Origin of the sequence: Herbiconiux solani NBRC 106740 (assembly GCF_001571005.1) — a bacterium.
GTDB lineage: Bacteria > Actinomycetota > Actinomycetes > Actinomycetales > Microbacteriaceae > Herbiconiux > Herbiconiux solani.
On sequence record NZ_BCST01000008.1, the window covers coordinates 45,891 to 60,616 of the forward strand.

The 14,726-nt window shown below is 65.3% G+C and carries 14 protein-coding genes; 8 read left to right on the plus strand and 6 right to left on the minus strand.

Going from position 1 to position 14,726, the window contains the following annotated elements; translation table 11 throughout:
• Window positions 1-32: 32 nt before the first annotated feature.
• Window positions 33-1,601 carry a type I restriction-modification system subunit M gene (locus tag HSO01S_RS15155; RefSeq protein ID WP_066043049.1) on the minus strand — a complete coding sequence of 523 codons (1,569 nt, stop codon included), beginning with the start codon at window positions 1,599-1,601 and terminating at the stop codon, window positions 33-35.
• Between the two features lie 264 nt (window positions 1,602-1,865).
• Complete coding sequence (locus HSO01S_RS15160) at window positions 1,866-2,159, minus strand: hypothetical protein (RefSeq protein WP_066043050.1); 294 nt, start codon at window positions 2,157-2,159, stop codon at window positions 1,866-1,868.
• Window positions 2,160-2,194: 35 nt separating this feature from the next.
• On the opposite strand from HSO01S_RS15160, the gene HSO01S_RS15165 reads away from it, so the two are divergent.
• The 3 genes from HSO01S_RS15165 (at window position 2,195) to HSO01S_RS15175 (ending at window position 6,040) form a co-directional block, all read left to right on the plus strand.
• A complete protein-coding gene (locus HSO01S_RS15165) occupies window positions 2,195-3,511 on the plus strand; it encodes a hypothetical protein (protein ID WP_066043051.1) in 1,317 nt (438 codons plus the stop codon).
• 45 nt (window positions 3,512-3,556) lie between these two features.
• Window positions 3,557-4,369 (plus strand): GIY-YIG nuclease family protein, encoded by an 813-nt coding sequence (locus tag HSO01S_RS15170; RefSeq protein ID WP_066043052.1) that lies wholly within the window; start codon window positions 3,557-3,559, stop codon window positions 4,367-4,369.
• A gap of 579 nt (window positions 4,370-4,948) precedes the next feature.
• Window positions 4,949-6,040 (plus strand): hypothetical protein, encoded by a 1,092-nt coding sequence (locus tag HSO01S_RS15175; protein WP_157079106.1) that lies wholly within the window; start codon window positions 4,949-4,951, stop codon window positions 6,038-6,040.
• On the opposite strand, the gene HSO01S_RS15180 is transcribed toward HSO01S_RS15175, so the two are convergent.
• On the minus strand, window positions 6,037-6,489 hold the full coding sequence (locus HSO01S_RS15180) for a hypothetical protein (RefSeq protein WP_157079107.1): 453 nt from the start codon (window positions 6,487-6,489) through the stop codon (window positions 6,037-6,039). The genes HSO01S_RS15175 and HSO01S_RS15180 overlap by 4 nt on opposite strands.
• A gap of 362 nt (window positions 6,490-6,851) precedes the next feature.
• On the opposite strand from HSO01S_RS15180, the gene HSO01S_RS15185 reads away from it, so the two are divergent.
• A complete protein-coding gene (locus HSO01S_RS15185) occupies window positions 6,852-7,703 on the plus strand; it encodes a DUF4352 domain-containing protein (protein WP_066043055.1) in 852 nt (283 codons plus the stop codon).
• 271 nt (window positions 7,704-7,974) lie between these two features.
• Window positions 7,975-8,271 carry a HigA family addiction module antitoxin gene (locus HSO01S_RS15190; RefSeq protein WP_066043056.1) on the plus strand — a complete coding sequence of 99 codons (297 nt, stop codon included), beginning with the start codon at window positions 7,975-7,977 and terminating at the stop codon, window positions 8,269-8,271.
• An 80-nt stretch (window positions 8,272-8,351) separates the two neighbouring features.
• Here HSO01S_RS15190 and HSO01S_RS15195 read toward each other — a convergent pair whose 3' ends face one another.
• Together HSO01S_RS15195 and HSO01S_RS15200 are read right to left on the minus strand one after the other, a co-directional pair.
• Entirely contained in the window at window positions 8,352-10,352 is a 2,001-nt protein-coding gene (locus HSO01S_RS15195; RefSeq protein ID WP_066043057.1) for a helix-turn-helix transcriptional regulator, read from the minus strand.
• Between the two features lie 105 nt (window positions 10,353-10,457).
• The gene (locus HSO01S_RS15200; RefSeq protein ID WP_066043058.1) at window positions 10,458-11,570 is read right to left on the minus strand and encodes an acyl-CoA dehydrogenase family protein; all 1,113 of its coding nucleotides are present in this window, start codon (window positions 11,568-11,570) and stop codon (window positions 10,458-10,460) included.
• 209 nt (window positions 11,571-11,779) lie between these two features.
• Between HSO01S_RS15200 and HSO01S_RS18850 the strand changes: the two genes are divergently transcribed.
• Genes HSO01S_RS18850 through HSO01S_RS15210 form a run of 3 tightly spaced genes read left to right on the plus strand, consistent with a single transcriptional unit; the run spans window position 11,780 to window position 13,898 of the window.
• A complete protein-coding gene (locus HSO01S_RS18850; protein WP_157079109.1) occupies window positions 11,780-11,932 on the plus strand; it encodes a hypothetical protein in 153 nt (50 codons plus the stop codon).
• 6 nt (window positions 11,933-11,938) lie between these two features.
• Window positions 11,939-12,685, plus strand: coding sequence for an alpha/beta fold hydrolase (locus tag HSO01S_RS15205; protein ID WP_066043059.1), 747 nt, complete (start codon window positions 11,939-11,941; stop codon window positions 12,683-12,685).
• Window positions 12,686-12,743: 58 nt separating this feature from the next.
• Window positions 12,744-13,898, plus strand: coding sequence for an acyltransferase family protein (locus HSO01S_RS15210; protein WP_066043060.1), 1,155 nt, complete (start codon window positions 12,744-12,746; stop codon window positions 13,896-13,898).
• Here HSO01S_RS15210 and HSO01S_RS15215 read toward each other — a convergent pair.
• Window positions 13,868-14,599: an SDR family oxidoreductase gene (locus HSO01S_RS15215; protein ID WP_066043061.1), complete on the minus strand. Its 732-nt coding sequence runs from the start codon at window positions 14,597-14,599 to the stop codon at window positions 13,868-13,870. The genes HSO01S_RS15210 and HSO01S_RS15215 overlap by 31 nt on opposite strands.
• Window positions 14,600-14,726 lie beyond the last annotated feature (127 nt).

Consider the following 14,726-nt stretch of genomic DNA (forward strand, 5'->3'; position numbering starts at 1 on the left):
AGCAAGTCTCTTCAAGAGGCTCGAGATCGGGTTCAATTCTCGCCATCCAAACTAGCGACGATGGCGTCGATGGAGGTGCGAAGTTCGGACTGGCGGGCGACAATCCGGGCGATTTCGACGTTGAGGGCAGTGATATCGATGGCCACCCGGGTGTCCTCGGCCACGACGTAGGAAGAGACGGCGATGTTGTAATCGTTGGCAGCCAGAGACTCATTAGGAACGAGCGCTGCGAAGTGCGCGACCTCCTGTCGCGAAGTGAAAGCGTGGAGTACTTTCTGTTGGTGGGGCTCGGTGAGCTTGTTCTTGTTGCCGACGCGGGTGAACTCGGCCGAGGCGTCGATGAAGAGCACGGCGTTGTTGGTCTTCGATTTCTTGAGCACGATGATGCACGTGGCGATCGTGGTGCCGAAGAAGAGGTCAGGTGGAAGCTGGATGACCGCGTCCACATAGTTGTTGTCGATGAGGTACTTGCGGATCTTCTGCTCCGCCCCGCCCCGGTAGAGCACGCCGGGGAACTCCACGATCGCCGCAGTTCCGTTGACGGCCAGCCAGGACAGGATGTGCATCGTGAACGCGAGGTCTGCCTTCGACTTCGGCGCGAGCACTCCGGCCGGCGCGAAGCGAGGATCGTTGATCATCAATGGGTTCGCGTCGCCGTCCCACTTGATCGAGTAAGGCGGGTTCGAGACGATCGCCTCGAACGGCTCGTTGTCCCAATGCGCCGGGTCGGTCAGCGTGTCACCGTGCGCGAGATTGAACTGCTCGTAGTTCACGTCGTGCAGGAACATGTTGATGCGAGCCAGGTTGTAGGTGTTGAGGTTGATTTCCTGGCCGTAGAAACCCTGCCGAACGTTCTCCTTGCCGAGAACCTTCGCGAACTTCAAGAGCAGCGATCCCGATCCGACGGCCGGGTCGTAGACCTTGTTCACCTCGGTCTTGCCCACGACGGTGATGCGGGCCAGCAGCTCGGAGACCTCCTGCGGCGTGTAGTACTCCCCGCCGGACTTACCGGCGCTCGAGGCGTACATCTGCATGAGGTACTCGTAAGCGTCACCGAAGAGGTCGATCGAGTTGTCCTCGAAGTTGCCGAGGGGCAGGTCGCCGATGGCGTCGAGCAATTTGACGAGCTTCTCGTTGCGTTTGGCGACGGTGTTGCCAAGCTTGGAGCTGTTGACGTCGAGGTCGTCGAAAAGGCCTTTGAGGTCATCTTCGGCATCCGTGCCGACGGCCGATCCTTCGATGTTCTTGAAGACGCGTGCAAGCGTCTCATTCAGGTTCGCGTCATTCGCGGCACCGCGTCGCACGTTCTGGAACAGCTCCGACGGCAGAATGTAGAAGCCCTTCTCGTCGACGGTTTCTGTGCGGCCGAACTCAGCCTGGGCGTCGCCGAGTCGCGCGTAGTCGAAGTCCTGCTCGCCGGCCGCGCGCTCGTTCCGGTTGATGTAGGCACTCAGGTTCTCGGAGATAAAGCGGTAGAACAATGTGCCGAGCACGTACGACTTGAAGTCCCAGCCGTCCACCGAGCCGCGAAGGTCGTTTGCGATGCGCCAAATCGTCTTGTGGACCTCGGCGCGCTGTGCTTCTTTGGTGGTCGGTGCCATGTAATTCGTCCCCTGCGCGCATAGCGCATTGCATCTTGTTTCTGCTGGTCTATCAAACCGTATCGTCAGGTGCAGACATCCTTGCTTCAGTCAGCCCAGCAGCGTTTGTGGGTTCAGCCAGATACGATGCGCGAGTCCATTGACAAGAACGCTTAACGAGCGACCGGTCGGTTCGCGCGCATCCGGTCCTCGAGATGAGGGAGCCGCCGCCGTCGTCGTCGTCGAGAGCGTCGAGGTGTGGATGTCGGTGAGCAGCTTCAGCAACTAGTTCGCGACGACGGTCCTGCCGGTGCGGGGGACGCCCGGGATGTCCGTGGTGCTTCGGTCGTAGCTGCGCATGTCGTCGAAGAGGCTCCCCACGACAGTCTCGACGGCAAAGGCCTGACCGTCGATGAGCGACGTTAACGGGCTCAGCTTGACGAGGTCGCTGTTGACAATTTCAAGGGTGGGGCCGGTGAAGACGCCGTCGAACTTCAGGCTGTCGAATAGGTCTTCAAGCAGAACAAGCGGCGGACAGAACAGTCGCGTAACTCCGTCGCCACACCGTTCTGGTTGCACCGCGGTAGCCTGAGGCTGGGGCGGAAGGGGCGTCGATGTCGGACGAAGACGAACCACAAGACACGGTTGAGCTTGTCAGCGACGGAGACGGTGTCGCTGTCATCGGGAACTCGGCCGCGGTCGATCGGTTTTTGTCCTCTGCTGGGGTGCCTTCTCGAGATCTGCAATTTACGCAGAAGGTTGGCGCTGCGCTCGGCATCGGTTCTGCAGCCGCGAAGGCCGGGTCCGAGGTCGCCGCTAACGCCGGTCGCTGGGTGAAGCTGACTGAGGAGTCCGCGAAGGCGCTCAAATTTGGCAATGCAATGAAGGGTTCGTCAGACAGCGTGAGCCGCGCCATCGTGACGACAAGCAAAGGCAAGATCACAAACATCCTGGAGTTTGTGAAACCTGGAACCGTCGGATCGATTCTCACAAACCCTGCCATGCTGGCGGGTGCGGCCGGTGTCATGGCGCAACTCGCCATGCAGCAGACCATGAACGAGATAACTGACTATCTTGCCGTGATCGACGAAAAGGTCGATGACATCTTGCGCTCACAGAAAGACGCTTCGATCTCACGCATGGTCGGTGTGGGCCTGGTCATCGACGACGCCCTGTTAAAGCGTGAGCACGTAGGCCGAGTTTCGGAAGTGACATGGTCGAGCCTGCACGGGGCTGCCCAGTCAATTGCTGAAACGCAGTCGTACGCACTCGACAGACTCAAAGCTCTCGCCGAGAAGATCGAGAAGAAGTCGAAAGTTAGCGACCTCGCAAGAATTGCGAAGGAAGCGGAGCGCGATGTCGAGGAATGGCTCGCCGTGCTGGCGCGATGCTTCCAGCTTCAAGATTCCCTCGATGTCCTTGAACTGGATAGAGTTCTGGATTCAGCCCCCGACGAACTCGATCGTCACCGTGCGGCAATCCAGGCGGGACGAACCAGGCGCCGCGAGCTCATCGCCAAGAGCACCGAGCGGTTACTTGCTCGGATGGATGTCGCTGCGGGGCGAGCCAACAGCAAGGTGCTGCTGCACCCGTTCAAGCCTGGCGATGTCGTGCGCTCGAGCAACGAAGTCGGTGCGGACGTCCTGGTCTTTCAAGAAACTCTTGGTATCACCATGAGTCGCGACGCGCTCGAGAAGAAGCGCTGGGTCGCGGCTGCTGTCGAAGCTGGAGACACGGTGCGCAACACGGGTGTGGCCGGCTTCGATGTAAGCAAAAAGATCGGCGCCGCCGGTATCGCAGCCGTCGGCAAACACGCAGCGGCCTCCGCCGACAGCGCGAGGATGACCGCCGTCAAACTTGCAGATGGAGTCATCAAGAAGGTCCGTCCCGGCAATGATCATGAGCTCCCGCCGGTGAACGATAAGCGCTAGTGAGCCCTCCGATGTCCGGGCTGGGAATGAAGGGAATCTCAAGATATGGCGCTGACTCTCGGCCCGCTTCTGGTCGATGCCGGCATCGATCCGGCGCAGGCTCTCGTTCTCCGTCACGCGTACGTTCGCGAGCACGAGGACAGTGGTCTCCGCGGCATCCACTCCGACTCCACCGACGCGCAGATCCTCGAATACACCTTGACGCAGTCGGCAAACACCATGCGGTTCCCGGCCGTTCCCCCGCGGCTCTGGGTCGTGTTCATCCGCGAAGGTGGTGATCAAGCGCGGCTCTGGTCGGTCGTGGAAAACCGAGGCGAAGTTCGTGCGGACGGAGTCCACCGGGTTTTCGATGTAGTGCAGTCCGAGCACATGGCGGATCTGCGCAACCGACTGGTTATCGGTTGGAGGTCACCCCGCACTTGGAGGATGAACGCCACAACTGCTGCGAGCTACCCAGTTATCGGTATCGCGGATGCTGCACCGGTGCCCTTTCCCGGCTTCGATCAACTCGTGCTTAGCCACGTCCAGCTACAGGCTGTCATGCGGGAGCACCGCTATGCGTCTTGGCGCACAGCGCTCTCCTCAGTCTTCGGCATTTACCTCATCACTGATACTCGTGACGGACGAAACTACGTCGGCAAGGCGGACGGCGCAGAGAGCATCCGGCAACGCTGGAATGCCTACGCGACCAACGGACACGGCGGCAACGTCGAGCTGCGCGACCTCGAACCCTCAAGCTTTCGCTTCTCGATACTTCGCGTCTTCGACCCGGCAACGCCGACACGAAACATCGACGCCGCGGAGAGCCACTTCAAAGATGCGCTCGACTCGCGACGTCATGGGCTCAACCGGAACTAGTCGAAGAACCTCGAACCACTCGCTCCCCACCCCGCCGCCAGCGATCGGGGCCGGCCGGCGGTAAGTGTCCATGTCAGGCACGAGGTGCGAGAGCCTCGGCGCGGATGTCCGATGGGACGTTCGAAAGCGACGCCGTTGCCAAGCGCGACCAGCCGCCGTCCTCCCCTAACGCGGCGATGATTCGCACGCGTTCATCCGAGAGAGATCCTTCTGGAGGGGTTTCTGAAACCGCTCTAGATCAGTCAGTACCGACTTGCGCAGACGACCGACGTGCCCGCTTGGCGGATCGCCGAGGTCGCGTACGGCAAGCGGGGCACCTCACCCATACCGCCGTACGTCTCGCTTGGGCGTTCGGTATTTCCGACCTGTTCTGGACGAACCGGCGAGCCCGGTACGACTTGGAACTCGTCACCGAGGCGAAGGCTGGGGAGCTCGCCATTTCGACAGGTTAGAGCGGGGCTGATTGCGACGAGGCGGCGGCACGAACCGCTTCACTCCGTCAATCAGGATGTCTTTGACGAGGATTTGTCAGCTAGCGCTAGAGTGTGGCTGGGTTGGGACTTGAAAACGAGTTCCACCATGCGCCAACGTAACCGAGCAATCGCCGCGGCCACTGCCGCCATCCTCATGCTGAGCTTCACCTCAGCCCAGGCAGCCGCAGCAGCACCGCACGAACCCGATGTCGACCTCCGCGACGCGCAGTCCATCGTCGAGGAGATCGCCCCGACGCTCGTCGGAGCCCCGGGAGAGAAGTCGGCCCTGGACATCTCAACCCACCCGGACGGAGCGCAGGGGCGAGAAGCACCTCAGATCAAGGCGTCTTCGATGAATGGCGGGGCCGGGACCGCAATCGGTGTCGACTACGTCGATGCCTCGACTCGCTTGGAATCAGGAGAATTCACCGTCTTCGAGTCCGCCACCTCCGGTATCGCCGCTTACGTGCATCCGACGCATGACGGAGTGCAGATCATCACGGCGATCGCTTCGGCGAATGCACCCGACAGCTTCTCCTACACGCTGGACGTCCCCGCCGGCACCGATCTGGTCTCGGCACACGATGGGCTTGTCTTCAATCTCGTGGATCCCGCCGGCGACCGCATCGGTCTGCTCGCGGCGCCGTGGGCAGTGGACTCCACCGGCCGGTCGCTCCCGACCTCGTTCACCTGGGAGGGAACGACGCTGACGCAGCACGTCGATTTCTCGGGCCCGGCCATCCGCTTTCCCGTCATCGCCGACCCGGATTGGCAGTACGGAGTGGATTACTCGCTCGGTTCCGCCAGTCCTGGGTCGGCCTGGGCGCAGCTGCACAGTTGCTTGAGCTGCTACTTACCGATCGAAGGCGCGCCTGCCGTCTACCCGAGCGACGGAAGCGACCTTCCTCTCGTGGTGAGGTTCGCCACCGTGGTGAACAACTTTCACTGCACGATGGGGTCCACTTACAACAGCATGCCCTCGGGATGGGGCTGGTACTTCGCCGCGGCAGACGGTCACATCGACGGTCGCGGCTCAGCGATCTTCTTCGACGTCATCCGGAATCGTTCCACTGGGCAGACGCGGCTCTGGGTGGGCGGCATAGTGCACAACGACTTCCCCGGTGGACTACCCAATCCGCTGTACGTCACCTTTGCTGCGGCCCAGTGGGCGGGGTTCGCGCAGAACCTCTCGCTCTAGAAGTCCGACGAGCTGGGACCTGGCGTCTCAGCTCGTCGACCGCAGATGGCGGCCGCGACGAACGCCGTGATGGCGATAGCAACACCCACGCCCACGAAGGCCCAAGGGCTCTCGAGATTTGAGGGACCTGAGTAGAAGAGCAGGAGTGCGGCGTAGCCTCCCAGACCCGACGCCACACCGATGAGCAGGTTTCGGTGAAGAGCGTGAAGCCTCAGCCGACGGTCGAACAACGCCACGGCAGCAACGGCGAAGAGCCCTGCGACGAAGCCGCACCACGCGCCGACGGCGCCTGTGACCAAGGATGTGGCGAGAACCAAAGGGAAGAAGACATCTCCGACGGGGAGGTTCGCTTGATAATAGATGCTGCCCAGCACACCGAGAATGCTTCCAGACGCCCCGCCAATCGCCACCGCGCTGACCCAGAGGAGCAGGATTCGTCGCCAGGTCATGGGGACAGAGTAGGCGACCTTGGACCCACTTACCGCGTTTCGTCGATTTTTTCTCAGTTTATCAGCTCCGGGACCTTGAGAGCCCCGGAGACTGTGGTACTGCGGTCGTCGCTGCACAGGCCGTCGAAGAGGCCAGACGACGACCGCCATTCGCCTATCGCGGAAATTCAGACTGGCAATGAGCGGGAATTCGAAAGCCACCCGAATTGGGGGTGCCGCGGCTGGTCGCGCCGCCGCGTCGGATAATCAACATGTGTCAGTGTGGGTCCATGACCCATCAAGAACCGTTCGGGGCGGGCTCACAGCCACAGCCTCCCCAGCAATCACAGCAGCCCCAGTACCCCGCAGGAGCAGTGCCGCCAGTGCAGGCGAACTACCCCGCAGGACCGATCGCAAACCAGCCGCCCTATTACCCCGAGGGTCAGGTGCCGCCGCAGGCTCCGCCGCCTCAGGGTGGCCGGAATGTCATCGCTCTCATCGCCCTGATCGTGTCTGCGATCGGGTTCATCTTCGCGTGCATCCCCGGCGCGCTCATCATCGGCTGGATCCTGCTGCCGATCGCGTTCGTGCTATCGCTCGTCTCGCTGTTCTTGAAAGGCCGCGGTAAAGGTCTGGGGATCGCCGCCCTCATCATCTCGATCGTGGGAACGATTGTCGGATTCGTCGTGTTCTTCGCGGTCGTTGCGACGTCGTTCAACGATGCGTTCGACGGTGGATCGGAGATATCGATCACAGAACCGACTCAGGCAGGACAAGCGCCGGTCGAGGAGGCACCTGCGGAACAGGCGCCTGCCGATGAGGCTGGGACGCGAACCAACCCCATTCCGATCGGGACCGCGTTGAGCAATGACGACTGGACTGTAGTCATCAACTCGTACAACGCGGACGGCAACGCGACGGTGGCATCGGCGAACCAGTTCAACGACGTGGCACCTGCCGGGTCTCACTACGAGATCGTCAACTACACCGTGACGTACACAGGTGCGGATTCCAGCTACGCCAGCGAGGTCTTCGTCGACGTCGTGACCAGCTCCGGCAACGTCATCGACAGCTACACCTCGCTCGTGTCACTCCCGGACAGCATCGGACTGGACGAGCTCTTCTCGGGCGCTTCGGCCACCGGCTCTGCGGCGTTCGCCGTTCCAGACGGCGAGAGCGTCCTGCTTCGCGTGCAGCCGGGCATCCTCGCTGACGACATCTTCGTCAAGCCGTAAGTAACAACTGGAAATGGCCCTCGCCTGGCGGCGGGGGCCATTTCCACGTTCTAGGGACGACTGCACCGATAGAGGATTAGGTAGAAAGTGGTCACCATGCCACTGGCGACGCGCTCGTTACCATTGCCCGGCGACCGTCTTGAAGAGTCGAAGGTGCTCGCGAAGGTCAGTACAGCATCCGGATCAACGACCAATGGCGCATCTGCTTCGTCTGGACCCCGATGGGCCCGATGGATGTCGAGATCGTCGACTACCACTGAGGGGAGACACCATGGCAACCGCACACGCACCGATCCACCCGGGCGAGATTCTCCTCGAGGAGTTCCTGAGGCCGCTGGAGATCAGTCATTATCGGCTGGCGCAGGCGATCAATGTGCCCGCTCGGCGGATCAACGAGATCGTGCACGGCAAGCGGGGCATCTCCCCCGATACCGCCGCTCGGCTTGCCCGCGCGTTCGGCACCTCGGATCGGTTTTGGACGAACCTGCAGACGCGGTACGACCTCGAGCTCGTCAACGAAGCGAAGACCGAAGAGCTCGATCGGATCGTGCCACTTCTCAGCGCGTAGGGCGGGTCGTCGAACTCGCGTGGCCGCCGCCGGACTGCATCCGGCATCCGGCATCCGCCGTCATGCGTGCCGGCGCGCGATCAGACCGCCCGCGCCCCCATCACCGGCGAGAACTGCGCGATGAGCTGGCTTCGGCTCGAGATGCCCAGCTTCAGGAAGACGCTTCTGAGGTGCGACTCGATGGTGCGGGGGCTGAGGCGCAGGATCTCGCCGGCCTCCTTGTTCGAGACGCCCTGGGTGATGAGTTCGGCGACGCGGCGCTCGCTCGGGGTGAGGGACGAGACTCGCGACTGCTCCCAGCGGGCGAGTTCGGCGGCCAGGGCGCTTCGCGTCACGCTCGCCTCGAGGAGGGTGAGGATGCTGTGGGCCGCGCGAGTGACCGTCGTTCGGTGGGCATCGTCGACGGGGATGTCACGGAGGAGCCGAAGGACTTCCGTGGTCAGGCGGGCGCGTTCGGGCAGCCACTCCATGGTCGCGGATGCGACGAGAAGGGCGAGCGCACGCTTGAGGACGGCCTCGGACGGTTCTGAACCCAGGGCGAGCCAGGCTTCGATGCGCTGGGCCTGCAGTCGAGGGAGGGCGCGACCGGTGCGTTCGGCGATCTCGTGCAGGTTCGTCGCCAACGACCGCGCCCGGTCGGGGTCACCGACCTGGAGAGAGGCGCGGGCGAGGTCGACTTCGATCCAGAGGCGACGGCCCGGCTCGTTGATGCCCAGCTTCTCCGCCAGGCTGAGGGCGTCTTCGAGGTGTCGGACGGCTTCACGCGCGTCACCGCTGCGGGCGAGGCCGATTCCGCGCAGAGCCGCCCGGGTGAGGTGGCCGAGCGGTGCAACACCGGTCTCGGGCACACGGCCGATGATTCGAGCGAGGTCATCATCGTGTCCGAGCTCCAGGGCAAGCAGGCCTCGTGCCCGCACGCTCGCCGGCACCGCGGCGAGTTGCGGCGCCAGGGACTCCGCCAATGCCAGACGGTCTGCGGCGGAGTCGAATCGACCCATGAGGATGTCGACCTGGGCCGCGTGCACGAGGAGGATCTGCCGGAATCCGGCATCCCCCTGCACCTCGCTCTCGACGAGCAGCGCGGCGAGGGCCCGGCGACTCGTCGCGACGTCGTCGACCGTGTACGCGTACATGGCGATGCTCGCCTCGACGGTGTCTTCGAGCAGGATGTCGGGCAGCTGCCGCTGCAGGCGCTCGAGATCCTCGAGAAGAGCGGCATCCAGACCGGCTCCGGTGTTGACTTTCGCGTAGAGCAGTTTCGCGATGTTCGAGTGCCGGAAGGCGACGGAGTACTGCTCCGACCGCAGCCGCGGCAGAGCCCGCTCGAGTTGGCGCTGCACCTCGCCGAAGTCCTCGCCGAGGCCCGACAGGTAGAGCGAGAGTACCTCGCGGTGAGGGTGACCCGCGGGGAGGGATTCGAGCAAGCGCTGCCCGCGGATGCGCACAGCGGCGAGTCCGTGACTGCGGTAGACCGAGGCGGTGAGCAGGTCGATCGCGCGCTCGGCCTGAGGCCCGGTGAGGTGGTCCCAGTTCAGCGCCTCGATGATGCCGGCGGCCAAGTGGAACTTGCCGTTGCGGTGCTCCTCGGCGGCCAGCCTCAGCTCACGGTCGGTTCGGTCGGCACCGCCGCGCGGACTCCGCCCGGCGGAGCGGGACCAGAACTCGACGGCCAGGTCGGCTCGACCTGCGAGCTCGGCCTTCACCGCGGCGCGTTCGAGCACGAGGGCGAGCTCCGCATCCTGACCGACCTCCGTCGCGAGGTCGCGCTGCCGGATCGCGTCGAACTCGTCGGCGCTCCGTCGTGCGAGCTCCCGGTGCAGGGCCTGGCGGTCGGAGCCGTTCAGGAGCGCGAGCGCGGCCGACCCGACGCGGGAATCGGCTGGGCGCAGGGTGCCGCCGTCCAGGGCGACCACCCCGGCTCTGATCGCCTGGCCGACGTACGCGCCCTGCTCCGTGAGAACGGCGGGGACGTCTCGGAGGCGGATCTCTCGGAGAGCCGCGACTGCTTGCAGCGTCTTCAGCGTCGGCTGGTCGAGTTCGTCGAGTTCGTCGATCAGCTGGGCGCGACCATCGGGTGTCATGGATGAATTGCACCACACGCCTGTCTACAAACAGTCGACGCCGGGTGGAACGACGGTTTCGACCTCACGGATCGTGCTGCGCCCGCCCCCCGCTGCTCGGGGAGGTCACGAGATGGCGGCCGCGAAGTCGTCCCGGCCCACCAGAGCGCGGGCGAGGTCCTCGTCGACGATGTACCCCCGCAGTCCGAGGTGCCGGCTGCCCACCCCGAGGTCGCGCCAGAACCGCTGGAGCGGGTTCGACCGGGTGAAGGCGCTCGACCCGTGCAGGTCGCCGAGGTCATCGACCGCATACCGAGCCTCCCGCACCGCCGCCACCAGCGAGTGCCGGAGCTCGAGCCGGGCCAACCGGTCGAGCGCATCGGCGGCATGAGCGTCCGGATGCTGGGCGAGAGCATCCGCGACCGCAGCGACGGATGCCGCCGCGTTCGAGATCCGTGACGCTGCCGAGGCGTAGAGGGCGCGCGCACCGGGGGAATCCGAGAACGAGGTGTAGCGCGTTCGGGTCGGCCCCTTCTCACCGCTCAGGAGTGCGGTCACGACGTCGAGCGCACCCGTCGCCATCCCGATCAGCGCGGCCGACGTGAACGTCGTCGTCCGCAGCACAGCGAGGCCCGCCACGTCGGGGTCGGTGGGCAGGTCGAAGACGTAATCGGCCGGCACGTCGACGTCCTCGGCGACCAGCGTGTGGCTCCCCGTGCCCTGCAGGCCGGCGACATCCCACGTGCGGATCACGCGCAGGTCGGCGGTCGGCACCACGGCCACCCGCATGCGGGGTGGCCGGCCTGCCTCGGTCTGCAGCGCCGCGAGCATGGCGTACGTCGCGACCTCCGAACCGGAGGAGTACGGCCAGGTGCCGTTCAGAACGAACCCGTGATCGCTCACTCTCAGCGACCCGGGCGCGAAGTTCTCGACGACCGGCCCGGCCGCATCCGTCACCGCTGTCACCGCAGCCTTCGACGCCAGCGGCAGCAGGCCGGAGACGGCGGTCGTCAGCGCCACGATCCACGCCGACGCCGGGCACGCTGCGCCGATCTGGCTCACGATGCTCACGACCGCTCGCGGATCCTCGGCCGCATCGGCGGTTCCGGCGAGCGAGAAGTAGCCCGCCGTGCGGAGGGCGTCGAGCGACGCGGGTGCCAACCGGCCTTCTGCCTCGGTTGCTGCCGCATTGTCACGCAGGATCTCGAGGATGTCGGCGGGGATACGATCGTTCGTCATGGCAGGAGGCTAACTCCGCCCGAACGGCCACGGCCTCGGTGTAATCACTGAAGTGCGGCGGTCGGCTCAGGCCCCTTCTCTGAGGGCTCCGATGCCGATGAGCACTGTTCTCGCACGCCTTGCGTGTTTTCACCGATGACGCGCTGCGTCGCGGCGACGACCATAGCCCGGGCGAGATGAATCGCCGGACCCGGACGGAGAAAACCGCAATGTCCATCGACAGCGACAGCACCAACACGACCCTGACGCCCGGCGAGCACTTCGCCGAGGTCAACGGATTCACCCTGCACTGCACGGTCAGAGGGGCCGGACCTGTCCTGCTCTTCCCCTCACCCGGTTGGGGCCCGTCGGTGAAGTCGTAAATCCCGATGCCCGGCTTCGAGGAGCGATTCACGGTGGTGTACTTCGACACCCGCCACAGCGGCAAGTCGACCGGCCCCGAGGATGCGATGCAGTACACGCTGCAGCACTACGTCGGTGACATCGACGCCTTCCGGGAGTACCTGGGTCTCGACCGGGTGTTCATCGCCGGCCACTCCGCCGGAGGCCACCAAGCCCTCGGGTACGGGATCGCGCACGACGACCGGCTGCTCGGCATCATCGCGATCGACGCGAACGTCTCGCTCGACGACGTGCGGATGGGCGAGATGATCCGACGCATCAACGAGCGCCGGAGCCGGCCTTTCTACCAGGAGCACCCCACCTACATCGATGACGCCATGGCGCTCATGAGCGGGCAGGGAGGCGGAGCGCGCCCGAGCATCCAGGAGATCATCGCCGCATCGGGAGCGTTCTACTTCCACGACCCGGAATTCGCCGAGGCAGCGTTCGGCGTGATGGAGTTCGACGACTCTGTTCTGGCGTACGCGGAGGCTTCCGGCTTCCAGAGCGACGACCTCCTCCCCCAGCTCGGTCGGATCACCGCCCCGACCCTGTTCGTGTACGGCGACGACGACTTCCAGTGCGACCCCGTGTCTCAGGGAGGGCGTGCCCACGCCGCTCTTCCCGGGTCGCGGTTCGAGGTGATCGCGGAGGCCGGCCACATGCCGTGGGTCGAGCAGCCCGCTGCGTTCGCCGAGGTCATCCGCGACTGGTTCGAGCGGGTCCAGAGCTGATCCGCCTCAGCGGCAGAAGAGCCATACCGCTCGCGACCCGCGATCGTCGAGGCGCCGCGTGACGTTCTCCCCCGACATCGCGGCGTCCGCGCCCGTGCTGCGATCGCTGACCGGGTTGCGGTGGGCGGCGGCGTTCGTCGTGTTCGGGTTCCACATCATCGCCGTGCAGTACTTCGGCTCCGGGCGAGACGTCCTCTCGGCCCTGTTCGGAGCCGGCGGCACCGGGGTGTCGATGTTCTTCATCCTCTCGGGGTTCGTGCTCACCTGGACGTATCGGCCCGGCACCAACCCCTTCCTCTTCTGGCGACGGCGGTTCGCGCGGATCTGGCCGACCCACGTCGTCGCGGTCGGCGTGGCACTCGTTGCGGCGGCGACGCTGATCCCGGTCATCCGCTCTCCCGAGCCCGCCTCGGTGGTCGCGAACATCTTCCTCGTCAGCAGCTGGCGCTCGTCGTGGTGGCAGGCCGGCAACCCGGTCAGCTGGTCGCTGGTCTGCGAGGCGTTCTTCTACCTCCTGTTCCCCCTGCTGATCCGGATGCTCACCCGCGTGCCCGCGCGCTGGCTCTGGGTGGTCGGCGCCGAGATGATCCTCTGCGTGTGGCTCGCACCGCTGGTCGCCCCGTCGATACCGGGCGACGTCTCGGCGTACAGCACGCCCGTGATGCGCCTGCCGGAATTCGTGGTCGGCATCGTCGTCGCCCTGCTCGTGCGGCAGCAGAAGTGGCGCGGCCCGAGGCTGGCCGTCGCTCTGCCGATCGCGCTGATCAGCTACACCGTGGCCTCGGCGTCCGACGACTCGCCCTGGGCCGCGACCGGCTACACCGTGATCGGCTACGCCCTCTTGATCGCGGCCCTCGCCCGCGCCGACATCGAGGGCGTGCCGACGCCGCTCTCCTCAGCGCTGCTGGTGCGGCTCGGCACGCTCTCGTTCTCCTTCTACCTCATCCATCTGCTGGTGATCGCGTCGATCTCGTCGCCGTGGCCGGACGGTCACCCGCAGATCGACCCACTCGATGCCACGGGGCTCGCGCTGGTCGCATTCGCCGTCGCGCTCGGGGCAGCTTGGGTGCTGCATCGGTTCGTGGAGCGGCCGGCGCATCGGCTGCTGGCGGGTGGAGGGGGTGAGCGGCCGGGCGGGGGTATGGGCGCGGGTTCGGCCTCGGCTTCTGCTTCGGCCTCGCGTCAGGCGCGGGGTGCGAGCGCCTCGGCGTAGAACTCCGAGGGGTCCTTCGACAGGGACGCCTTCACCAGGCGCGACCAGTCGTCGGCCAGGACCTCGATCGCCCCAGCCTCCACACCGTCGAGCGACGCGGCCGCCACGAAGCGGGGGGTGATCTTCGGGCCGTCGTAACCGGCCATCATGTCGGTGTCGGCCGCGCCGAGGTGCACGCCCTGGACGAGGGTTCCCTGGCCGACGAGTTCGAGGCGCACGCCGTTGGTCATCGCCCACTCGGCCGCCTTCGCGACGGCGTAGCCGTTGGCGCCGTTGGTCGAGAACCACGACAGGGCCGAGTTGATGTTGACGATCGCTCCCCCGCCGTTGGCCGCCAGCGTCGGTGCGAAGGCGCGGATCACGCCGAGCGTTCCCCAGAAGTGGGTGTCGAGCTCGCGGCGCGCGCCGGCGAGGTCGTCCGCGCCCAGCAGGTTGGCGCCGGTGGTGATGCCCGCGTTGTTGACGAGGAGGGTGACGTCGGTGGCGTGCGCCGCCGCATCCGTCACCGACGCCTCGTCGAGCAGGTCGAGGCGCAGCACCTCGACGCGCGGGTCGGTGAACTCGCCCTCGGCGACGGTCTCGGGGCGGCGCACGGCGGCGTAGACCTTGGCCGCGCCGCGCTCGAGCAGCTCGTCGACGAAGCTGCGGCCGATGCCGCGGTTGGCTCCGGTGACCAGGGCGACGGATCCTGCGATGTTCATGGGTGTCCTTTCGTGGGGCGACCGCCTGTGGGGCGCCATCCGTCGACTACGCTAAGACTTCACGTTGACGTCAAGGGCAAGTCGAGCCCTCACGCTCACGGCGAACAGGGTCGGGTTTGCTCGGGTT